The organism is Sulfitobacter aestuariivivens, assembly GCF_014763045.1.
In the GTDB taxonomy this organism is placed as follows: Bacteria; Pseudomonadota; Alphaproteobacteria; order Rhodobacterales; family Rhodobacteraceae; genus Sulfitobacter; species Sulfitobacter aestuariivivens.
In genome coordinates, this window is record NZ_JACTAG010000001.1 from 453,760 (window position 1) to 473,540 (window position 19,781).

Here is a 19,781-nt window from a genome sequence, read left to right on the forward strand (position 1 = left end):
CAGATCGTGATGCGACGCAGAGCTTGAGTTTTAAGGCAGTGCCCAGCGGCAGATGGCCGGGTTGTTGCGGTGCAGCGCATTCGCAAAGGCCGCTTGACGCGCCTGCGCCAAAACAGCAGTTTGCGCGCGATCCAAGGGAGCTTTTTCATGGCCACGACCACCCGCACAGCGCCATTCGCCCCCTTTGAGTGGATGATCGCCTGGCGTTATCTGCGTGCACGCCGCGCGGAGGGCGGGGTCAGTGTGATGACGTGGATCAGCCTGATCGGAATAACGCTGGCGGTCTTTGCATTGATCGCCACGCTGGCAGTGCGATCAGGGTTTCGAGCGGAGTTTGTGGATACGATCCTGGGGGCGAATGCCCACGTGACGATTTATCAGTTCGGCGAAGTTCAGGCGAGCGGGCGGGTCGACCGCTCGATCTCCGAGTACGAGGCCATGGCAGCTTCTGTTGCGCAGGTGCCGGGTGTGACGCGTGTTGCGCCGCTTGTTCGGGGGCAGGTCATGGCGAACAAGTCTCAGGCGAACGCAGGGGTGGAAATCTATGGGATCACGCTGGAAAACCTCAAGACGATCCCCCGCGTTGCCGGATCGGATCAGGCACTGGGTGAGATTGATCGGTTCGAAGAGGGGATTGCCGTGGGCATCGGTGTGGCGCGCACATTGGGCGTCAGCGTCGGCGATACCATCAAGCTGATCTCCCCCAATGGGGTGCGTACCGCCCTTGGCACAAGCCCGAGGGTCAAAGCCTATGAGATCGTCTATGTCTTTGCTGCCGGGCGGTATGACATTGATCGGACGCGCATCTACATGCCATTCTTGGAAGCGCAATCCTTCTTTAATCGTGACGGGATAGCGGATGAACTTGAGGTCATGGTCGAAGAACCCGAAAGGGTTGATGACATGGCGCCTGATCTTTTGCAGGCGGCAGGTGAACGGGGGCAGGTCTGGACGTGGCGAGATGCGTCGGGATCGTTTCTCAATGCGCTGGACATCGAGGATCGCGTGATGTTCGTGATCCTCAGTGTGCTGGTTCTGATTGCAGCGATGAACATCGTGTCGGGCCTGATCATGCTGGTCAAAAACAAGGGCCGCGATATAGGCATCCTACGCACAATGGGCCTGTCGGAAGGGTCCGTTCTGCGCGTGTTCTTCATCTGCGGTGCTTTCACGGGCATCATCGGGACGGTGTTGGGTGTGATCCTTGGCTGTTTCTTTGCGATTTACGTCGACCAGATCTTTGGTTTTGTGAATTACCTCTCTGGGGGAACAGCCTGGGATGCTTCGATTCGCGGCATATACTTTCTGCCGGCCAAACTGCAATTCGCCGACGTGATGTCGGCGGTGGCGCTTTCGCTCGGGCTCAGTTTTGTCGTCACGATCTTCCCGGCACGGCGAGCCGCCCGAATGAACCCGGTGGAGGCGCTGCGCTATGAGTAAACCGGTGCTGCGTCTTGCAGGGATCGCCAAATCCTACAACCACGGCAAACCAAATGAAATCAATGTCTTGCGCGGTGTTGATCTGGAAATTGCCACCGGAGAAATCGTTGCGCTAGTTGCACCCTCCGGGGCCGGTAAATCGACGTTGCTTCATATCGCAGGGCTGTTGGACACGCCGGATCAAGGCACCGTTCACGTCTCAGGCGACGACATGACCGGTCAGTCCGATCGCATACGCACGCGGGTTAGGCGGGGAGATGTGGGGTTCATCTATCAGTTTCACCATCTGTTGCCAGAGTTCACGGCGTTGGAAAACATCACGCTGCCGCAACTGGCCAACGGAGTGGGCAAAAGCACCGCAGAGGCGCGTGCGCGCGATCTTCTGAGGGAAGTCGGTGTGGAGGACCGTGCCGGTCATCGTCCCGCCGCACTGTCGGGGGGCGAACAGCAGCGTGTGGCTTTTTGCCGGGCGCTGGCAAACCAACCACAATTGCTGCTGGCAGATGAACCGACGGGCAATCTTGATCCCGCGACCGCCGATCAGGTCTTTGCGACCTTGATGGGTCTGGTGCGCGGCACCGGGCTGTCGGCGTTGATTGCGACGCATAACCTTGAACTGGCTGCGCGGATGGATCGACAAATCAGGCTTGAGGCGGGGCAGTTGGTGCCCATGGTTTCTTAGAAAGGACACATCATGGTTCAAGTTTCAGTCCCTGAGATTGAGAAGACGACACGATCTGCGCTGATAACGCATGGTGCGGATGATTTTGTTGCCGCCGAAGTTGCTCGGGCCGTGGCTGTTGCAGAATCTGTCGGCAATCGCATTTGCGGCCTGTACTACGTGGAAAGCTATTGCCAGCAATTGCGCACAGGCCGGGTGAACGGCACCGTCACGCCATTGGTCAGTACCCCGCGCCCAGGATTGGTGCAGGTCGATGCGAAATTCGGCTTTGCCCAGCCGGCATTCACCCGTGGCCTGCCCGACGCTTTGGACGCCGCGCGCGCCTGTGGTGTTGCCACGCTGGCGGTTGCTCATGCGCATACCTGCACGTCCCTGGGGTTCTTCACAGAGCAGATTGCACGCGGCGGAATGGTTGGGATCGGGTTCACCAACGCCTCTCCCATTGTGGCGGCACCGGGAGGAAAAACGCGAGTAATCGGCACCAATCCGATCGCCTTTTCAGTGCCGGATGGCCAAGGCGGCGTTGCCATGCAGTTTGATCAGTCCACCACAACCGTGGCGCTTGGAAAGATCACAATGGCCAAGGCTGCTGGCACGCGCATCCCTGAAGGATGGGCCGTCGATGCGGACGGCAATCCAACGACCGACCCTGAGGCAGCACTTGGTGGCTCACTTGTGTCCATGGGCGGATACAAGGGCTGGGGTTTTGGGCTGATGGGTGAAATCCTCGCTGCGGGCATGACAGGCGGTGTGCTTTCACGCGATGTCAAACCGCTCAAGGCCCCCGAAGGACCGCCGCATGATCTGGGACAATACTACATTCTGATCGATCCTTCGGCCTCGCCTGATTTTGGCGAACGGCTTCATGCGCTGGCGGCCGCAGCATCTGTCGACGAAGGCGCGCGAATGCCAGGTCAGGGCAAGGTGCCGCAGGATGTGGTTGCGGTGGACGATGCTGTGTGGGCAATGCTCAAGCGTTTCGCCGACGGTTGATGGGGGTTAATTCCTGGAGGGAGTCCGAGAAGCAGTATCCGTCCATCCCTATGCTTCAGGCAAGTTGGGTCAACCAGACACCTGCTGCCATCACGGCAATGCCTGCTGCGCGGGTCAGTCCAATGGGCGTGACCTGTGCGCCGAAAAGTCCAAAGTGATCAATGGCGGCAGCCGACATCAACTGTCCCAGCAACACAAAGAACACCGCGTTACCGACCCCGAAATGAGGTGCAATAAATGTGATTGTCAGCACGTAGAACGCAATCAATACCCCCGCAAGAAACAGATGCTTTGGCACTCCTGCAAGTCGCGCAAACCCCTGGGGTCCTGCGACAACCGCCACGATCAGACTGCTTAGAAAGGCCACCACGAACAGCACAGTTGCAGCCGCCGCAGGTGATCCGATCCGTACGCCCAACGCGGCGTTGAGCGCTGCAAGGATCGGAATGCCGACACCCGCCACCAGCATGATCAGCGCGTAATGGGCCATTGGACGTCTCCGTTGTGTTGCGGCACTTGATCTGGATCATGGCCGCTGTCATGCAAAGGGGCAAGGCTGCTGCTGACCCGTCAATTTAACGGAGACTTCCATGATCAGACTGATCTTCACCCTTTCTGCCGCATCTGGTTTGGCAGTTCTTGTGGCGTGCACTGCTCCTTCCATGCCCGAGCCAGAGGAGGGCGCGCTGTTTTTCGTTGATAACTGCCAGTCCTGCCACGGTCCGACCGGGAAGGGGGATGGCCCCTTGGCGGCTGACCTGGCCGTCAAACCGCGCGATCTGACCCAGCTTGCCCGTGAGAATGGCGGCGTCTTTCCCACCGCCCGGGCGCTAAGCTATATTTACGGTGACCCGGGCAACAGCCACCTGTCGCGTGTGATGCCGGAATTCGGCGGCGCGATGGCAGATGATTTGGTGCCGCTGGAAGTAGACGGTATCGACACCCCAACGCCGCGCGCGTTGGCCGCGTTATTGGCCTATATGGAGGCCATTCAGCGCTAAACGCTCATGGCCAGAACACGGCTGATCTCAGTCAGACTACGTCCGGACTGGTCCATCCAAGTATTGAATGCATTCTGCGTTGCCCTCAGCGCCTTCTTTGAGGTTGGTGCTTTGTCGATGATGCCCTCAGCAATGAGCCGCGCTGTCACATCCCGGCTGAGGATGAAGCTGTCGCGCCCCATGAACCGCATGGCGTATTGCCCGGTGGCCGCACCCAGGCGGGATCCGTCTGCTTTCAAGCGCTCCAGCAATCCGATGAAGTCGGTAGAGGGCCAGCCACCCAGAACCTCACCCGCGCCGCCTTGTGCACGTAACTCCAACAGGAATGCCGCGTTGTCGCGCACGGTGGCGATCTTGGTACCATTGCGCACGATCGCAACATCAGTCAGCAGGCGGTCAAACCATTCATCATCCATGAAGGCGCATTTGCCCACGTCGAACCCTTTGAACGCGGTCTCGAAGCCGTCCCACTTGTTTTCGATGACTTTCCAGTTGAATCCGGCCTGAAAGATCGACTTCGTCATCTGAGCCAGCCATCGGTCTTCGGGCACCTGAGCAAGTGCAGTGGCCGTCAGGGGTGCGGTAAGCATGCTTTCCAACGCTCCCGGTCCGCCCTTACGTTCTGCCGCTATCGCAAAAATCTCAGAGAAATCCCGCATCAGCCGCAAATGCCTTCAATCTTGACGCCATCCCAAGGCAAAAGCACATCAGACTGGCGCCCCTGTGTCAGCGGCGCGACTGGCATCACCTGCCCGATAAGGGCATGCAGGCGCTGCGTGCGCGGCGCAGTTGGTGCCAACGCGCGGCAACAGACGAATTCCTCAACGATGGATCCCTGTTGCTCATACCCGTAGTCAAAGAAATTGGGCGTGCTGGAGATATCGAACAGATATGGGTCTTCTGTCACAAATTGTTCAGACGCGGCGCGCAATGGCGAATAGCCCGTGCGCGCGCGGTTTTGCCACTGCCAGACATGGGTCATTTCGTGCGCAAACAGCATGGCGGCGATCAGTCCAACCTTGTCGGGGTAGTCGGGCAAGTAATCCTCGACGTACCAGTCCTTGTCGAAAAGCACGGCGTTATAGATGGCAATTGCCGCCGGTTTCGTGGTCACGATCGCCTCTTCGGATGGCGGCAGGATCAGCTCTCGACAGGTTGTGCGGGGACGCGGCTTGCGTCTGAAAGTGACCGCACGGGTCGGTGCTCCATCAATCACCCGCACCCGGTCCAGATTAAGCGTGTCCCCATGGATCGTGTCCAGAAACGCGCGTTCGTTCACCGTCAGGGGGCGGCCACAAGAGGCCAACAACAAAACCAAGAGCAACGCGCGGATCATTTGCGCATTAGGGGGCGACCATGGCCGAGGCGCAAGCGAAATCAGTTCACTTTCAGGATATGATACATGTCCCGGGTCAGCAGCAGCGAGCCATCTATCACCTGCCACAAATGCATGTATCGCCCGACGATGCGATCACGCCCTACCATGACAACCGTTTCGCCGATTTCAGTCGCGGCCGTGTCGCTGTGTGGGCGAATGTCGAAGGTCTTGAACTGCAGTTCCCGAGCGCCCGCTTTAAAGGCGGCCGCGTAGTGCGCCGCAATCGCTTCAGAGCCGAGTATTGCCTTTTGTCCCGGTGGTAGCAGAATGCCGTCTTTCGCATAAAAGCTGGCGACTGCCTGCGCGTCCTGTGCGTTGTAGGCGGCGACCAACTCGGCCATGCGTGCGATGATGGGGTTGTCCTCGGCCATGGCAGAGATCGGTAGCTGCAGAAAGCAAAGAAGGGCCAGCAGACGCACAAGCTTTCCTATGGGCCTGAAAAGCGGTTTGCTGACATGCTTCGCAGTCATCATCGCGCAAATGTCGCCGTTGCCAACGCTACGGGTTTTTCCGATGGCTCCGCAATCAATGTGCAGCGTGTGAATATCATCGAGCGACCAGCTCGGGTGACCTCGGCTTCGGCCCGGATCGCGTCACCTGTACCGGGGCGCAGGAACTGCGTGTCGAGCGTGACTGTCCCAACCGGCATCATCTCGCCTGCGTGACCGCCACAGGCGAGAACCATTGCGGTATCCGCCAAAGCGGTCAGGGCTTGACCTGAAATGATGCCCCCGGTTCGGTTAAGGGCATCCGTGATCGGCATGCGCAGCGCCGTCTTTTCTGGCGTCACCTCACTGACGCAGATGTCAAGCGCGCGGACCCAAGGGGCGAAATTATCATCAAGAAAGGTCTGGGCGTCCGCAGGTGTCATTGCAATTTCTCTTGGTGGATTCCTTTACCCTAAGGGCATTGACGCCCTTTGGGTAGGTCGGGATTCACCAGAGATGAGGTGCTTTAATCGGATAATTATGGCCGTTCGGAATACCGATGGGCATGCACCCTAAGCCGCCCCATTGCGCTTGACCAGACTAGCCCTGCGCGCTTGGCGGACCAAGGGACAAACTGATCCAGGCGGACCACTCTGTCCAGCTCTCTCCGAATGTCAGACCGACGACGACAGCCGATAGGACAATGGCCGCTAGCACGAATGCGGACAAAATCAGAGTTTCAGTGGCGGGAAGGCGGGTAACGTCATCACGGTATGGACCGGTCTGCGAGTGGAAATAATCCATCTGGGCACTCTCTAACAATACAAAACGAAGGTTCAAATGTCAGGAAATTGTGGTGGTTTCATGGCGGTTTTGTGGTGGGATTGGTGCCTTTGCAAGGCGCTCGCATGCCATTTTGCCGATGGCTGTGGAGGCGTGCTTTTGATCCAAAGGCGGATACCCCTTTACGACAGAGCGGGGTCCAAGTGCCGGCAAGGGCCTTGCAACGTTCTGATACAGAATAATTTTCCCATAAACGCGCCATACTGTTTCAGGATGATGCCGGGGAGGTTACCATTGGTGACCGGCCGGTCCCTTTTCAATTCACCGCTGCGCCCATATCTCTTCCACAGATCGCAGGGGCAAGCAGCTTTTGCGGCACGCACCGCAGCCCAAGGGTTGCCCGGAAAGGAAAAACAATCATCAAAGTCATCCTCCCTACCGCCGTTGGTTTTAGCGCAATGATGACCGTCTGGGTTTTGACGGCGGCGACATACATGATGTAATCCCGTGATCCCGCGGCGGCCTGCTGTCGGTGCGGGATTGATCCAGATCAGGGAATGTGCGCAAGGGCTCCGGTATCTTTTGACTGAACAGCCAAAGGAGACGCCGCATGAAGCCTACCCTCATCGCCCTCACATGCCTTTTCGCCTTGACCGGAGCCGCCCACGCCCAAGGCGCGGGTCGGGGGCAGGACCTTTTTGAAACCCACTGTGCCACCTGCCACGGTCTCGAAGGGACGGGCAAAGGCCCTATGGCCCCTGTCCTGTTGCTGCAACCAACAAATTTGCGCGAACTTGCCGCGCGCAACGATGGGATCTTTCCTACCGCCCGCGTGGTTATGCGCATCGACGGGCGTGATCCCTTGGTAAGCCATGGCTCGCCAATGCCGATCTACGGGGATTTCTTCGAAGGTGACGATACACCTTTGAAGGCGGAGACCGGTCAGCCGATCATGACCAGCCGCGCGATTGTTGATTTGGTGGACTATCTTGAAAGGTTGCAGCAATAGAGGCGCCAATCCGGCCCTCAAACATCCATCTCGTCCAGATCCACGAACTTCGCGTTTTCCTGGATGTATTGAAACCGCAGTTCGGGTTTTTTGCCCATCAACCGCTCGACCAAATCGCCGGTCTCTCCGGGGGTATCCTCTTCCACTGTCACCCGGATGAGTTTGCGGGTAGCGGGGTCCATCGTGGTTTCTTTGAGGTCCTTGGCGTCCATTTCTCCCAGGCCTTTAAAGCGCTGCATGTCGATCTTGCCTTTGCCGCCCAGGCCCTTCTCCATCAGGCGATTTTTTTCGGCGTCGTCAGCGACATAAACGCGTCTTGCTCCTTGCGTCAGACGGTAGAGCGGCGGGCAGGCAAGGTAGAGGTGGCCGCCATCAATCAAGGGGCGCATCTGGGTAAAGAAAAAGGTCATCAGCAGCGAAGCGATATGCGCGCCGTCAACATCTGCGTCCGTCATGATGATGATCTTTTCGTACCGCAAATCATCAAGATTGAATTTGGTGCCCATGCCGACACCAAGCGCCTCGCAAAGGTCCGAGATTTCGGCGTTTGAGCCCAGTTTGGAAGACGCCGCCCCCAGCACGTTCAGGATTTTGCCCTTAAGCGGCAACAACGCCTGCGTCTCGCGATTACGTGCGCCCTTGCCGGAGCCGCCCGCCGAGTCCCCCTCAACGATGAACAACTCCGTGCCCACACGGTCCTTAGACGTGCAGTCAGTCAGCTTGCCGGGCAGCCGCAGTTTTTTGGTGGCAGACTTGCGGGCGGTTTCCTTTTCCTGCCGACGGCGCAGGCGCTCTTCGGCGCGCAGAACGAGAAAATCGAGGATTGCGCCCGCCGATTTCGTATCAGAGGCAAGCCAATTGTCGAAATGATCCCGAACGGAGTTCTCGACCATCCGTTGTGCGTCGACCGTGGCCAAGCGGTCTTTGGTCTGGCCGACGAACTCGGGCTCGCGGATGAAGCACGATACCAGTGCGCAGCCCCCGGTGATCAGATCTTCACGCGTGATTGAACCGGCTTTTCTGTTGCCCACCAGTTCGCCGTAAGCCTTGATACCCTTGAGGATTGCAGCCCAGAACCCAGCCTCATGTGTACCGCCTTCGGGGGTTGGGATGGTGTTGCAGTAGGACTGGATGAAGCCGTCGCGCGATGGCGTCCAGTTGATCGCCCATTCGACCTTGCCAGGCGTGTTGAACTTGTCCTTGAAATCGACCAACCCACCGAACGGTGCCTCGGCATAGGTCGTGGCGCCGCCAAGGGTTTCGTTCAGGTAGTCGCTGAGCCCACCGGGGAAGTGGAAAGTTGCTTCTTGCGGGGTTTCGCCGTCCTGCTGGGTGGTCTTCCAGCGGATTTCGACGCCGGAGAAAAGATACGCCTTGGACCGCGCCATCTTGAAAAGCCGCGCTGGCTTGAGTTTGAGCGCACCAAAAATTTCAGGATCGGGGTGGAAGGTAACAGCCGTGCCGCGTCTGTTGGGGGCTGCGCCGATCTTGGCCAGTGGTCCCTTTGCGATACCTTGGGAAAAGGTCATGGCATAAAGTTCGCGATTGCGCGCTACCTCGACGTGCAGGTGATCTGAAAGCGCGTTCACAACTGACGATCCGACGCCGTGCAATCCGCCTGAGGTCTCATAATTGTCGCCAGAAAACTTGCCACCTGCATTCAGGGTGCAGAAAATGATTTCCAATGCCGATTTGGAGGGATCCTTGGGATGTGGATCTATGGGGATCCCGCGCCCATTGTCACGCACGGTGACGTGCCCGTTGTCATGGAGCTCAAGCTCGATCCAGGTCGCATGGCCTGCAACGGCTTCGTCCATCGAGTTATCGATGATCTCTGCCACCATATGATGCAATGCACGGTCATCCTTGCCCCCGATGTACATGCCCGGGCGCAGGCGAACATGTTCCATGTCCTCCAACACTTCGATGGAGGATGCATCATAGTCCTTAACGGGCTTTGCTCCGGCCAGAAGATCGTTCATTGCACTGCACTGCTCTTTTGTTGTTTGCCGCGCATTTTGGCAGGGTGGGTGCCATTCGGCAATCACCAGATGGGTTTCATCCACAGTATTTTGCGTCGCCAAGGTCCGTAGCCCCAGCCAATGGTGGCCAGTCTACGGATTTCATCATTCCCAGAGCACCCCGGCGTCCCCCTCGCGACATCGTCGATATAGAAGACGGCCGCGTTCGCAAGCCGCTTTGGCGACTGTCAAAGCCACCCGCGCGCTGTGTGTGCAGGGGCATTAAGGCCATCCTGAGAGTAGGGCCGCCAATCCGCAGCAAAGAGCAGGGCAAGTATGGTGATGATGACGGCGGTCAGGGGGATAATGCGCAGCAACATTGTAATAACCTTCATATTAAATACTGAAAGCCTGCCGTGGCTGCGCATTTGGCACAAGTCAGGTTTTCCTGACCGCCAGCACCGGTGCCGGGCACGGCGCGCGTCGGTAAATTTGCTCTGTTCAGGATCGGATACCGCCGTTAACCTTGCGTTATGTCCGCTCCCCCTGCCACCAGACGTCTCGCCGCCGTGCTTGCAGCGGATGTGGTCGGCTATTCGCGCCTCATGGGAGAGGATGAAGCCGGTACGCAACGCAAGATGACAGACTGGATCGCGCAAACGGTGCGGCCGCTGATCACATCGCACAATGGCAGAATATTCAAACTGATGGGTGACGGCGTGCTGGCGGAATTCGGCAGTGTGGTTGATGCGGTGCAATGCGCACTTGAGTGGCAACGCCTGCCCACACCAGCCTTCGCCGTGCGCATCGGCGTCAATCTGGGTGACATTATTGTCGAAGGAGATGATATTTTTGGCGAGGGCGTGAACATTGCCGCCCGGCTTGAAGCGCAGGCCGATCCTGGTACCATTTGTATCTCTGACGTCGTGCATGGCCAGATTAAGAACAAGGTGGACGTTCGGATGGACGATCTTGGGTCCCTGTCGCTCAAGAACATCGCAGACCCCGTGCGTACCTGGCAGATCGCGCCGGAGGACGATGCAGCGCCCACCGCCGCTTTTGAGCTACCGGAAAAACCATCGATTGCGGTCCTTCCGTTCGACAATATGTCGACGGACCCAGAGTATGCCTTCCTCGCTGATGGTATCTCCGAAGACCTGATAACGGCATTGTCCAAGGTCCGCTGGTTCTTTGTGATCGCACGCAACAGTACGTTCACCTACAAGGGCCAAGCCGTTGATATCAAACGGGTAGGGCGCGAACTGGGCGTCAGATACGTCATGGAAGGCAGCGTCCGCAAAGCGGGCAACCGGGTGCGCGTCACCGCTCAGCTGATCGAGGCCGCCACCGGGCATCATGTCTGGGCGGAACGCTATGACCGCGAGATCGAGGACATCTTCGATCTGCAGGACGAAATGACCCAGACGATCATCGGTGCGGTGGAGCCGGAAATCTCTGCTGTCGAACGTGCCGCAGTATCTTCCAAGGCGCCTGAGACGCTGGATGCCTGGGAGATATTCCAGCGCGGCGTTTTTCACATGTGGTCCTATAGCCAAGAGGACCATGCTAACGCTTTGAAATTTCTGACCCGCGCAAGCGAGCTTGACCCGAACTTTGGCCCGGCTCATGCCTATCGCGCCTATGTGCACTATCAGGGCGTTGTGATGCACTGGTCTGATAATTTTGAGGCTAGCCTGCGCGAAGGCATGATCGCGGCGCGCAAGGCCTTGGCGGCAGACCCCCGAGATGCGGTTGCCTTCTTCGCCATTGGTCGCATCCACATGATGCAAGGCAATCAGGCCGATTCAATTGCTGCACTTGAGAACTCGGTCAAGCTGAACCCGAGCTTTGCACAGGCCTATCATGGGCTGAGCATGTCGCTGGCACTGGATGGACGGTACGACGACGCCACCGCTGCCGGGCAGCAGGCTGAACGGTTGAGCCCACGCGACCCGATCATGTGGGCGACATTTGCCGTCCAGGCCTTTACCTACCTTTTGGCCGAAGATTTTGAGAATGCGCTGGATTGGGCGCAAAGAACACTACGTCACCCCAATGCGGCAGGGTATTGGCCAAGTGCTATGATGGCAGCGTCTCTTGCCAATCTGGGCCGGATCGAAGATGCCCAAAGATACGCCAGAGATGTGTTGGAAGAGGTGCCTCATCTCACCGTCAGCGAACTTTCTGGCCTGTACAGAACAACCAAGCCCGGCGCATTGGAGCCCTACCTAAAAGGTTTGCGGATCGCGGGCATACCGGAGTAACCCCATGCCTTGGATCAAGACCATTCCGTTTGCTGCCGCCACCGGACATCTGAAAACCCTCTATGAGCGGGTGACGGGCCCGGGCAACAATGTCGACAACATCATGATGATGCATTCCCTGCGCCCCCACACGATGGAAGGGCACATGGCAATCTACAAATACGTGCTGCATCATCGGGATAACGAGATCCCAAAATGGTTTCTGGAGCTCTTGGGCGTCTGGGTATCTTCGCTCAATCACTGCGACTATTGTGTCGAGCATCACTTCGCCGGGATGAAACGCTTGATGCGCGACGACGCGCGCGCAGACGACATCCGCACCGCGATCGAGGCGCGGGATATCTCAGCGACGCCGCTGAATGGCGGCCAGCAGGCTGCCATGCGCTACGCGCAACAACTCACCGAAGCCCCGGATGAGATGGTCGCCACGGACGTGGATGCATTGCGTGCAGCTGGATGGGACGATGGCGAAATCCTCGAAATCAATCAGGTCAGCGCGTATTTCTCCTATGCCAACCGCACGGTTCTGGGGCTGGGATGTTCGACAAAAGGGGATATCATCGGCTTGTCGCCTGGCAACAACGAGGACCCTGATGACTGGGGGCACCACTGACGAACGGTGCGTCTATCCCCTCAACCGACTTATCAAGAGCAACCTCTCGATAGTTGCAGGGTCAGCTACAAGGCGGGCCTTCGCGCAGTTCATTCAGGCCGCTTGGCTTCGTGGCTATTTCTCATTTGTTGAGTTAATGAGTTGCTTTTCGAACCGCTTTTGAATTTCGGCAAGTTCTTCGATTGCTGCGCGGATATCCGAGCTGTCGAGCACATTTACCTCGACGCGTTCACCGACGTGGGACAACTCCCGCTCTCTTTTTCGTGTCGTTGTCTCTGCCAGATCGCTGATCTCGAAATAGCTGACTTCACGCGCAAATCCCTTTGGGATGAATGCGCCTTTCAGTTCGCTGCGGACGTGTTTGTTGATGAGTGAGAGCGTGTTCTGATCGGTAAGTATCTTGCCGGGTTCAGCAAGCTCCTGCAACCGGGCGGCGAGATTCACAGGCCGTCCCAGTACGGTGTAGTCCAGCCGTTGGTCCGATCCAAAGTTGCCGACCGTACAATATCCCGTCGCAACGCCCATCCGAACCCGCAAACCGTTGGGGACACCATTCTTCTTCCAATAACCCTGGAGCGCGGTAATGCGTTCCTGCATCCTAAGCGCCATTTCCACACAGCGCAGAGCATCCTCAAAGTCGCCTTGAGATTCTGGATCTCCGAAGAACACAAGAACCGCATCCCCGATAAACTTGTCGATGGTTCCGCCAAACTCCAAAGCGACATTCGTCATTTCAGAGAGGTAGGAGTTGATCACGACCGCAAGCCGCTCGGGCTCCAATGTGTCGCTGAGATCTGTGAACTGCACGATATCGGAGAAGAAAACGGTCAGGTTCTTTCGCTTGTGGGTATGCGAGGAATCTTCGGTCTCGGAAAAGATGCTGCTGTAGATTTGCGGCGAGAGGTACTTTGCAAGCCTGTTGGCAAGGCTCTCTAGCTGCCTGCTTTTCTCCTCGATCAGCTCGCGGTCCTTGACCTTCTGACTGAGCAACGCGTCATGCTGGCGGCGCAGTTCCCACTCGACTGTGCGGTCCACAAACTGCCCTTGCACGCCGTTGAGATAGCTGAAGTCTTTGTCTGACGTATGTGCCGACAATAGCGAGAAAATGCGTGTTGCACCGTCAACTGAAATTTCTACCTTCGGCAGCAGTACGGAACCTTTGGTGTTCAGCTCATCCCGGTACAGGTCGATCTGATCGCCGGACACACCCAGTTGCTCCAGCACGTCTGGCATTGATGCATTCGTGACATTGCCCAGGATCGGAAAGAACTTGCGGAAGTTCTCGTTTACTCGTTGGATTTGCAGATCGCGGTTTGCGAAATACGCGGCTGTTATGGCATTCCGGAAGTTGAAAAAGCTTAGATCCAGAATTGTTTTCTGATTGAAGAACTGTTCGGCATTCATTGATGTATGACCTTTTTTGCGCCGTTCGGCGCTTTTGCGGCCCGAGCGCGCCGGATTTGCGCACGCTTGCCTGTATAGGCGCCCCAGGATGTCACGCAATATGGCACGCAGTAGGTCAGTGCCACCTTCCAAAAAGGCGGAAGTTCACCGGCCAGCACACCGTCACCATGGTTGATGATTGTCAGGACGGTTCCAACAATAATAGCTGTAAGAAAAGCCTTCTTAGGCGTGCCGTCGCCGAACAATAGCTCTGCGACCGAGGGGGCGTGTTCCTCTTGAGAGGATGTCATGGCATTCAATCAGGATGTCTTAAGTTAACCCTTAGTGTCACTTCTTGGAAAAAAGAGCAACTCGGACAAGGTTTTGAACCCACGGTTGCAGGGCTTGCCAGTGGTCTGGGTGTTCTGTTTTTCGGACGCTATGTCAGGAACGCGCTGTGACCCACCCGTGAATGGCCTGCGCAACCTCGCGAGGTTTCTGGTGATGAAGCCAATGGTCCGCCCCTTGAATTTCTATGCGCGTGAGATCAGCGGCAAAGTCCTCCAATCCGTGCGTTGCTTCTGGCAGTAGGGCGGTGTCGTCCTTGCCCCAGATCAGCAGGTGTGGGCAGTGCACCTGCAGTTTCTCTACCCGAAACTGCGGAATGTCTGTCAACGGCACTCCGGGCAACGCGACGCGAAGAGGCGAGGCGCGATACCAATTCAGCATCCCCCTAAGCCGCCCGTCGCGCGCCCATTCGCGCAGGTACGCAACACGGGTTTCGCCTGCCAGCCACGACATATCCATGTGTGCCGAGAACAGTGAGAGCAGCTTGGCAAAGCCATCTGCAGCCAACTTTTCTTCGGCGTCGTCGCTGCGCAGGAAATGAATGTATTGTGAGGCGCTGGTTTGCGCGCCCCCTGTGGCGAGGGCCCGCTGAAACGGCACGGGATGCACCCCGTTCATGATGATCAACCTTTCGACCAGCTGCGGCTGGAACATGGCCAGACCATAGGCCACTGCGGCCCCCCAGTCATGACCTACAACGGTCAGGGCCTCGTTTCCGACCAAAGTGGCCATATCACCGACGAGGGCAGATGTGGTATAGTCAGATACCTCGGGCGGTGCCCAGCTTTGACCAAAACCGCGCTGGTCGGGGGCGATGCAATGATAGTTGGCCGCAAGGCGGTGCGCCAGATCTCCCCATGCACCGCCGAATTCGGGAAAGCCGTGCAATAACAAGAGTTTTGGCAAAGATGGATCACCCCACCTGCGCACATAAAAGGGGCGGCCATTCAGGGGGACAAAACCGGCTTCCATCTTATTTTCCTTGCCCCGCAGCCCGTCGCTCAAGGCGCAGGCCAGGTGCGCCGGCCTCACCGAACCCGGGCCAATCGTCGGTTTCGAGAAAAGGGATCATGGTGTCGTCCTCGTGCAAATATTTACCCAAAAAGGCAGTGGCAAAGTGTTGAGAGATGTTGTTCATCCGAACCGTGTCCCAAACCGGATCGGCATAGTGACGGAATGGTGCCCAGCCCAGATGCGCCGAGTGCGCCCAGCTTTCTTCTGGGGCACGGATGGGGGCGGCGGCGTTGTGCCCGGCGCCTTCAAAGCTTAGCAGATATCTTTGAATGTGTGTCGCACCCTCAAAAAGCGACCGCATGCCGACGTAACCTGAAATTCTGTCCTCGGTGCCTGCCATCAGCAGCATGGGCACTTTAAGGCGTTCAAGTCCTGCGGCGTCCCAAATTGCCGCCGCGCCGCCCCACGGGCCGATGGGGATCACCGCTTTGACGCGCGGATCTAACAACGCATCATGCGTGGGCGTTCCGGCAAGATGTCGTGACAGTGCATTCCCCTTCGGCGCACGTGCGTGACCCAAGGCGGAGTGCGCCAGCCCCGCGCCTGCCAGTATCAACGCCCCGTAGCCGCCCATGGAATAGCCGATAACGCCGATCCGGTTGAGATCCAGCAGGTCGCCCAGATCGCCGTCGACCCCTTCCAAAGCCTCGATCACGCCGCGTTGGTCCAGAGGACGGTACAACAGGGTTTCCCCGAAAGGCTGCTGATTGTCATAGGTGCTGCCAACGTGGTCAGGTGCCGCCACTGCAAACCCATGCGAGGCGAGGTGTTCGGCCAGATGCACCATGAGAAAGCGGTTTCCGGGATATCCGTGCGATAGAACAACGAGCGGCGCGCGCACGTCGGGTGCGACGTCGGCGCCCCGGCACGCGGCCCCGTGATAGGTCACGGGCGTGCGCCCATCGCGCAATAGGGTGTTGTAAGCCGTTCCGGGCTTGCTACCGGCCTTTGCAGGATACCAAAGTTCAACATCCAGCATCCGTTCCGGCAGATCCTTTGCCCAACTGGCATCGCATTTCAGGTGCCTGACGCCGACGGGGTGCGGTTTTCGCGTAGCCAGGGCGGGGGCGTCCGGGCGGATACAGTCAATACGGTTCATGGGGTGAGCGTGGCAGGCAGCCGACGGCAACGCAAGAGCGCTACATCTGCCTGGGCAGGCGCGCTTTCAGCAGATCAAAGACGTGGCGAATGCGAGCGATCTGTGCCTGATCCTCGTGCACCACTATCCAGGCCGGCATGCGGTGTTCGAACACCGGCAGGACCCGCCGCAGACCTAACCGGTCGGCCAGTCTGACCTGGCAAACGCCGATGCCAACCCCTGCACAGATTGCGCCAATCTGTGCCAACGCATCATCACATCGCAGCACGACATTCTGCGGTGACGGTACGCCGATAGCCGCCAATGCCGGGCCGATCCGGCCCTCCCGATCATCCAGTATCAGCGGCGCATCCCGCAATGCTGCAAGCCCGTCGATGTCAGCAAGGCCCGGCACCGCAAAGAGCCCGAGCGCCACATCCGGTAGTTTTTGCGCCACAAGCGCCTGTTGGGTGGGTGGCGTGAACCGGATGGCAATGTCCGCTGCCCGCCGTGCAAGGTTTTCGGGCCTATCCGTCGCCGCGATTTCTGTTGTGATGGCAGGTGCGCTTTGCCGCAGGGCCGCTAGAACAGGCGGCAGAACATGTGTGGCCACAACCCGGCTGCTGGTCACACGCACAACGCCCTCCAGGGCGTCGCGGTGTGCGGTCGCGACACGCCCCAGCGCGCGGGCTTCCTCCAACACAGCCTCGGCAATCGGCATCAGGGTGTGTGCCATTGCAGTCGGTGTCAGCCCGTTGGCTGCGCGGGTAAAAAGTGCTGTCTCAAGATTGCTTTCCATAGCCTCGATATGGCGCCGCACCGTCGGCTGCGCGAGCCCCAATACGCGGGCGGCACCACTCAGGCTGCCGTGGGTCATGACTGAGTGAAAGGCAGGAATATGATCCAACGGAGGCAGCGAAATGCTCATCAAAATATGTTAGCTGATTATACGCCTTTGATCAATTTCTTTCAGGTTGGGGTCATGGCAACCTGCGCAGAACCAAGGAGGAATACCATGACATCATCATACACAGATCAAATCACAAGCTCTCTGGGGGGCGTTCGATTCACGCTGAGAGCAGAAGGAATCGCGCTGGCAGCGATCTGTATCGCGGCCTATACGCAATTGGGAGGAAGTTGGGGCTTCTTTGCTCTCCTGATTCTTGCCCCAGACGTGTTTATGATCGGATACCTTCTAGGAAATCGTTTGGGCGCTTTGGTCTACAATATCGGACACAGCACTTTGATCCCTGCAGCGCTGGGAATTCTTGGGTTCTCGATGGATGCGCAGGCGATGATCGGGCTGGCACTGATCTGGGGCGCGCACATCGGGATCGACCGGGCACTGGGCTATGGTCTGAAATACGCCGCCGGGTTCAAGGAAACCCATCTGGAAAGGGTCTGAAGATCGCCCCTTTTCACCGCGCAGGTCCAGGCGTAAGGCTGGGCCATGTTCAAGCAAATGTCATACGCAGGCCATGGCCGCGCCATCCTGACTTTGGGCCTGCCACTGATTGGCGGGCACCTGGGTCAGACGGCTATCGGAGTGACCGACACTGTGATGCTGGGCTGGTACTCGGTTGAGGCACTGGCAGCCGTCACCTTGGCAAGCAGCTATTTCTTCGTGATTTTCCTGTTTGGGTCCGGCTTTGCCATGGCGGTCATGCCGATGGTTGCGTCCTATGATGCGGAAGGGGATGAGACGTCAATCCGGCGCGCGACACGTATGGGGATGTGGCTGTCTCTGGGTTTCGCGGTGATCAGCCTTCCACTGATGATCTGGTCAGGGCCGATTCTGTTGCTAATGGGGCAGGGCGACAGCATTGCTGCAGACGCAGCGCGCTATCTGCGCATCGCGGCCTGGGGGATCGTGCCTGCGTTGATGGTCATGGTGTTGAAAAGTTATCTGGCGGCATTGGAGCGCACTCAGATTGTCTTTTGGATCACCGCTGGGGCAGCGATTTGCAACTTTTTGGCAAACTACGCGCTGATTTTTGGCAATTGGGGCGCGCCGGAGCTGGGACTGCAAGGTGCCGCGCTCGCGTCCGTTATTACCCAGCTTGTGTCGCTGATTTTTGTTGTGCTTTACCTCATTTTTGTTGTGCCACAGCATAGGCTTTTCAAACGGTTCTGGCGCAGTGACACAGCGATGCTGGTCGAGGTCTTTCGGCTGGGCTGGCCCATCGGCCTGACGATGCTGGCAGAGGTCGGCCTGTTTGCGGCATCAGCACTGATGATGGGCTGGCTGGGAACGATACCTCTTGCGGCACACGGCATCGCCGTGCAACTCGCCTCAATCACATTCATGGTGCACCTGGGGCTGAGCAATGTCGCCACGATCCGGGCTGGCAATGCCTATGGGCGGCGTGATGTTCCGCATCTGGCACGCGGGGCCGGAGTGACGTTAATGATGTCACTGGGGTTTGCGGTGCTGACGATTATTGCCTTTGTCACCTTCCCTGAACCCCTTATCTCGCTTTTCATGCAAACGGACGAACCTGCGCGGGCCGAAATCTTGGCAATCGGTGTCGGACTGCTGGTCGTGGCCGCCCTGTTCCAGCTGGTGGACGGTGCGCAGGCGATTGGATTGGGACTGTTGCGCGGGGTTCTGGACACCAAGGTGCCGATGGTATTGGCCGCGATCAGCTATTGGATCGTCGGCATTCCGTGTTCGTATCTGCTGGGCTTTACGCTGGGCTTTGGCGGCATCGGGGTCTGGATGGGTCTGGTGATCGGTCTTTGCCTTGCCGCAGTGCTGCTGAATGGACGTTTCTGGGGAATAACCCTGAAGCGTTTGCGCAGCGGTGACTTGCAGATTGAAGCGCCCGGTTGAATAGAACTGGCGTGACACGCGACTATTCCTCGTCATTTCGCGGTTTCGCAAACAAGAAAGCCCACGAATGCAATGAAAAGCAGCGCTACTTTTTCACCAACCGATCCGCCTTTTTGCGAACCAGCGTGCTGCGCAGATCGTGCATGGCCAGCAGCAAGTGATCTGTCACAGCCTCAAGCTGCGTTTCGGTAGCCTTTGATTGCACCCATTGGGTCGTGAGGTTCAAGTGATCTATTGACCGAAAGATATCGTCCAGGTCGCGCTGTGCCAGCAACTTCTGGCGCGCGTCGATCCAGTCACGGATTGCGGTTTCGTCCGCAGGGCTAAGCGTGCGATCACCTTGCGGTTTGATGTCACCTTTGCGGATGTTTACAACCGCAATCTGATCCATCTCGATCCGGCGTTGTCGGTTCTCGGTGTCTACACGGAACACAGCCGCCCCGTTTTCGCGCACACGGAAATAGTACTCAGGCAAGGCATCTGTCATTGCAGGCTCCCGTTCTCGATGCAGCGTAGCAGACTGCCATCGCAGTCAATGAGGGTAAAAAACCGGACCGGCCCGCCGTCTTCGAT

Annotated in this window: 23 protein-coding genes; 9 read left to right on the plus strand and 14 right to left on the minus strand. The window is 58.0% G+C overall.

Features of this window, described 5'->3' with window-relative positions; genetic code table 11:
• Nucleotides 1-147 precede the first annotated feature (147 nt).
• The 3 genes from H9Q16_RS02155 to H9Q16_RS02165 are packed head-to-tail and all read left to right on the plus strand — an operon-like array spanning nt 148 to nt 3,115.
• Nucleotides 148-1,440: a lipoprotein-releasing ABC transporter permease subunit gene (locus tag H9Q16_RS02155; RefSeq protein WP_246455435.1), complete on the plus strand. Its 1,293-nt coding sequence runs from the start codon at nt 148-150 to the stop codon at nt 1,438-1,440.
• Entirely contained in the window at nt 1,433-2,122 is a 690-nt protein-coding gene (locus H9Q16_RS02160) for an ABC transporter ATP-binding protein (protein WP_191073726.1), read from the plus strand. Before H9Q16_RS02155 ends, H9Q16_RS02160 begins: the two co-directional genes overlap by 8 nt.
• Nucleotides 2,123-2,134: 12 nt before the next feature.
• Nucleotides 2,135-3,115, plus strand: a complete 981-nt coding sequence (locus tag H9Q16_RS02165; protein WP_191073727.1) for an Ldh family oxidoreductase — start codon at nt 2,135-2,137, stop codon at nt 3,113-3,115.
• Nucleotides 3,116-3,170: 55 nt separating this feature from the next.
• Here H9Q16_RS02165 and H9Q16_RS02170 read toward each other — a convergent pair whose 3' ends face one another.
• The gene (locus H9Q16_RS02170; protein WP_191073728.1) at nt 3,171-3,605 is read right to left on the minus strand and encodes a DMT family transporter; all 435 of its coding nucleotides are present in this window, start codon (nt 3,603-3,605) and stop codon (nt 3,171-3,173) included.
• Nucleotides 3,606-3,705: 100 nt separating this feature from the next.
• Here H9Q16_RS02170 and H9Q16_RS02175 point away from each other — a divergent pair, with 100 nt between their 5' ends.
• Nucleotides 3,706-4,116 (plus strand): c-type cytochrome, encoded by a 411-nt coding sequence (locus H9Q16_RS02175; protein WP_246455437.1) that lies wholly within the window; start codon nt 3,706-3,708, stop codon nt 4,114-4,116.
• Here the strand turns inward: H9Q16_RS02175 and H9Q16_RS02180 are convergent.
• The 5 genes from H9Q16_RS02180 to H9Q16_RS02200 all read right to left on the minus strand — a co-directional run bounded on the left by H9Q16_RS02180 (nt 4,113) and on the right by H9Q16_RS02200 (nt 6,726).
• Entirely contained in the window at nt 4,113-4,775 is a 663-nt protein-coding gene (locus H9Q16_RS02180; protein ID WP_191073729.1) for a DNA-3-methyladenine glycosylase I, read from the minus strand. The two genes, H9Q16_RS02175 and H9Q16_RS02180, sit on opposite strands and share 4 nt — an antisense overlap.
• The gene (locus tag H9Q16_RS02185; protein WP_191073730.1) at nt 4,775-5,452 is read right to left on the minus strand and encodes a hypothetical protein; all 678 of its coding nucleotides are present in this window, start codon (nt 5,450-5,452) and stop codon (nt 4,775-4,777) included. Before H9Q16_RS02185 ends, H9Q16_RS02180 begins: the two co-directional genes overlap by 1 nt.
• Before the next feature lie 41 nt (nt 5,453-5,493).
• Nucleotides 5,494-5,967, minus strand: a complete 474-nt coding sequence (locus H9Q16_RS02190; protein ID WP_191073731.1) for a YybH family protein — start codon at nt 5,965-5,967, stop codon at nt 5,494-5,496.
• The gene (locus H9Q16_RS02195) at nt 5,964-6,365 is read right to left on the minus strand and encodes a PaaI family thioesterase (RefSeq protein ID WP_191073732.1); all 402 of its coding nucleotides are present in this window, start codon (nt 6,363-6,365) and stop codon (nt 5,964-5,966) included. Before H9Q16_RS02195 ends, H9Q16_RS02190 begins: the two co-directional genes overlap by 4 nt.
• Nucleotides 6,366-6,522: 157 nt before the next feature.
• Nucleotides 6,523-6,726 carry a hypothetical protein gene (locus H9Q16_RS02200; protein ID WP_191073733.1) on the minus strand — a complete coding sequence of 68 codons (204 nt, stop codon included), beginning with the start codon at nt 6,724-6,726 and terminating at the stop codon, nt 6,523-6,525.
• 589 nt (nt 6,727-7,315) lie between these two features.
• Between H9Q16_RS02200 and H9Q16_RS02205 the strand changes: the two genes are divergently transcribed.
• Complete coding sequence (locus tag H9Q16_RS02205) at nt 7,316-7,714, plus strand: cytochrome c (protein WP_191073734.1); 399 nt, start codon at nt 7,316-7,318, stop codon at nt 7,712-7,714.
• A 17-nt stretch (nt 7,715-7,731) separates the two neighbouring features.
• On the opposite strand, the gene parE is transcribed toward H9Q16_RS02205, so the two are convergent.
• Nucleotides 7,732-9,696: a DNA topoisomerase IV subunit B gene (parE, locus tag H9Q16_RS02210; protein ID WP_191073735.1), complete on the minus strand. Its 1,965-nt coding sequence runs from the start codon at nt 9,694-9,696 to the stop codon at nt 7,732-7,734.
• Between the two features lie 227 nt (nt 9,697-9,923).
• Nucleotides 9,924-10,055, minus strand: coding sequence for a hypothetical protein (locus H9Q16_RS20720; RefSeq protein WP_281403085.1), 132 nt, complete (start codon nt 10,053-10,055; stop codon nt 9,924-9,926).
• Between the two features lie 153 nt (nt 10,056-10,208).
• Between H9Q16_RS20720 and H9Q16_RS02215 the strand changes: the two genes are divergently transcribed.
• Nucleotides 10,209-11,939, plus strand: a complete 1,731-nt coding sequence (locus H9Q16_RS02215; protein WP_191073736.1) for an adenylate/guanylate cyclase domain-containing protein — start codon at nt 10,209-10,211, stop codon at nt 11,937-11,939.
• Between the two features lie 4 nt (nt 11,940-11,943).
• The gene (locus tag H9Q16_RS02220; RefSeq protein WP_191073737.1) at nt 11,944-12,552 is read left to right on the plus strand and encodes a carboxymuconolactone decarboxylase family protein; all 609 of its coding nucleotides are present in this window, start codon (nt 11,944-11,946) and stop codon (nt 12,550-12,552) included.
• A gap of 114 nt (nt 12,553-12,666) precedes the next feature.
• On the opposite strand, the gene H9Q16_RS02225 is transcribed toward H9Q16_RS02220, so the two are convergent.
• The 5 genes from H9Q16_RS02225 to H9Q16_RS02245 all read right to left on the minus strand — a co-directional run bounded on the left by H9Q16_RS02225 (nt 12,667) and on the right by H9Q16_RS02245 (nt 17,303).
• Nucleotides 12,667-13,956 carry an adenylate/guanylate cyclase domain-containing protein gene (locus H9Q16_RS02225; protein WP_191073738.1) on the minus strand — a complete coding sequence of 430 codons (1,290 nt, stop codon included), beginning with the start codon at nt 13,954-13,956 and terminating at the stop codon, nt 12,667-12,669.
• Nucleotides 13,953-14,246 carry a nitrate/nitrite transporter NrtS gene (gene nrtS, locus H9Q16_RS02230; protein WP_191073739.1) on the minus strand — a complete coding sequence of 98 codons (294 nt, stop codon included), beginning with the start codon at nt 14,244-14,246 and terminating at the stop codon, nt 13,953-13,955. Before nrtS ends, H9Q16_RS02225 begins: the two co-directional genes overlap by 4 nt.
• Nucleotides 14,247-14,379: 133 nt before the next feature.
• Nucleotides 14,380-15,255: an alpha/beta fold hydrolase gene (locus tag H9Q16_RS02235; RefSeq protein WP_191073740.1), complete on the minus strand. Its 876-nt coding sequence runs from the start codon at nt 15,253-15,255 to the stop codon at nt 14,380-14,382.
• Nucleotide 15,256: 1 nt separating this feature from the next.
• On the minus strand, nt 15,257-16,396 hold the full coding sequence (locus H9Q16_RS02240) for an alpha/beta hydrolase family protein (RefSeq protein ID WP_191073741.1): 1,140 nt from the start codon (nt 16,394-16,396) through the stop codon (nt 15,257-15,259).
• Between the two features lie 40 nt (nt 16,397-16,436).
• Nucleotides 16,437-17,303 carry a LysR family transcriptional regulator gene (locus H9Q16_RS02245; protein WP_191073742.1) on the minus strand — a complete coding sequence of 289 codons (867 nt, stop codon included), beginning with the start codon at nt 17,301-17,303 and terminating at the stop codon, nt 16,437-16,439.
• An 87-nt stretch (nt 17,304-17,390) separates the two neighbouring features.
• On the opposite strand from H9Q16_RS02245, the gene H9Q16_RS02250 reads away from it, so the two are divergent.
• Nucleotides 17,391-17,780, plus strand: a complete 390-nt coding sequence (locus H9Q16_RS02250) for a DUF4260 domain-containing protein (RefSeq protein ID WP_191073743.1) — start codon at nt 17,391-17,393, stop codon at nt 17,778-17,780.
• A gap of 45 nt (nt 17,781-17,825) precedes the next feature.
• Nucleotides 17,826-19,208 carry an MATE family efflux transporter gene (locus H9Q16_RS02255; protein ID WP_191073744.1) on the plus strand — a complete coding sequence of 461 codons (1,383 nt, stop codon included), beginning with the start codon at nt 17,826-17,828 and terminating at the stop codon, nt 19,206-19,208.
• Nucleotides 19,209-19,293: 85 nt separating this feature from the next.
• On the opposite strand, the gene H9Q16_RS02260 is transcribed toward H9Q16_RS02255, so the two are convergent.
• Nucleotides 19,294-19,695, minus strand: a complete 402-nt coding sequence (locus H9Q16_RS02260) for a hypothetical protein (protein WP_191073745.1) — start codon at nt 19,693-19,695, stop codon at nt 19,294-19,296.
• Nucleotides 19,696-19,781 lie beyond the last annotated feature (86 nt).

Coding starts and splice junctions, on each gene's coding strand:
- H9Q16_RS02170 (WP_191073728.1), bottom strand. CDS start 3,605: ATGGCCCATTACGCGCTGATCATGCTGGTGGCGGGTGTCGGCATTCCG.
- H9Q16_RS02165 (WP_191073727.1), top strand. CDS start 2,135: ATGGTTCAAGTTTCAGTCCCTGAGATTGAGAAGACGACACGATCTGCG.
- H9Q16_RS02240 (WP_191073741.1), bottom strand. CDS start 16,396: ATGAACCGTATTGACTGTATCCGCCCGGACGCCCCCGCCCTGGCTACG.
- H9Q16_RS02155 (WP_246455435.1), top strand. CDS start 148: ATGGCCACGACCACCCGCACAGCGCCATTCGCCCCCTTTGAGTGGATG.
- H9Q16_RS02220 (WP_191073737.1), top strand. CDS start 11,944: ATGCCTTGGATCAAGACCATTCCGTTTGCTGCCGCCACCGGACATCTG.
- nrtS (WP_191073739.1), bottom strand. CDS start 14,246: ATGACATCCTCTCAAGAGGAACACGCCCCCTCGGTCGCAGAGCTATTG.
- H9Q16_RS02175 (WP_246455437.1), top strand. CDS start 3,706: ATGATCAGACTGATCTTCACCCTTTCTGCCGCATCTGGTTTGGCAGTT.
- H9Q16_RS02195 (WP_191073732.1), bottom strand. CDS start 6,365: ATGACACCTGCGGACGCCCAGACCTTTCTTGATGATAATTTCGCCCCT.
- H9Q16_RS02160 (WP_191073726.1), top strand. CDS start 1,433: ATGAGTAAACCGGTGCTGCGTCTTGCAGGGATCGCCAAATCCTACAAC.
- H9Q16_RS20720 (WP_281403085.1), bottom strand. CDS start 10,055: ATGTTGCTGCGCATTATCCCCCTGACCGCCGTCATCATCACCATACTT.
- parE (WP_191073735.1), bottom strand. CDS start 9,696: ATGAACGATCTTCTGGCCGGAGCAAAGCCCGTTAAGGACTATGATGCA.
- H9Q16_RS02255 (WP_191073744.1), top strand. CDS start 17,826: ATGTTCAAGCAAATGTCATACGCAGGCCATGGCCGCGCCATCCTGACT.
- H9Q16_RS02250 (WP_191073743.1), top strand. CDS start 17,391: ATGACATCATCATACACAGATCAAATCACAAGCTCTCTGGGGGGCGTT.
- H9Q16_RS02235 (WP_191073740.1), bottom strand. CDS start 15,255: ATGGAAGCCGGTTTTGTCCCCCTGAATGGCCGCCCCTTTTATGTGCGC.
- H9Q16_RS02180 (WP_191073729.1), bottom strand. CDS start 4,775: ATGCGGGATTTCTCTGAGATTTTTGCGATAGCGGCAGAACGTAAGGGC.
- H9Q16_RS02190 (WP_191073731.1), bottom strand. CDS start 5,967: ATGATGACTGCGAAGCATGTCAGCAAACCGCTTTTCAGGCCCATAGGA.
- H9Q16_RS02200 (WP_191073733.1), bottom strand. CDS start 6,726: ATGGATTATTTCCACTCGCAGACCGGTCCATACCGTGATGACGTTACC.
- H9Q16_RS02245 (WP_191073742.1), bottom strand. CDS start 17,303: ATGAGCATTTCGCTGCCTCCGTTGGATCATATTCCTGCCTTTCACTCA.
- H9Q16_RS02205 (WP_191073734.1), top strand. CDS start 7,316: ATGAAGCCTACCCTCATCGCCCTCACATGCCTTTTCGCCTTGACCGGA.
- H9Q16_RS02225 (WP_191073738.1), bottom strand. CDS start 13,956: ATGAATGCCGAACAGTTCTTCAATCAGAAAACAATTCTGGATCTAAGC.
- H9Q16_RS02215 (WP_191073736.1), top strand. CDS start 10,209: ATGTCCGCTCCCCCTGCCACCAGACGTCTCGCCGCCGTGCTTGCAGCG.
- H9Q16_RS02260 (WP_191073745.1), bottom strand. CDS start 19,695: ATGACAGATGCCTTGCCTGAGTACTATTTCCGTGTGCGCGAAAACGGG.
- H9Q16_RS02185 (WP_191073730.1), bottom strand. CDS start 5,452: ATGATCCGCGCGTTGCTCTTGGTTTTGTTGTTGGCCTCTTGTGGCCGC.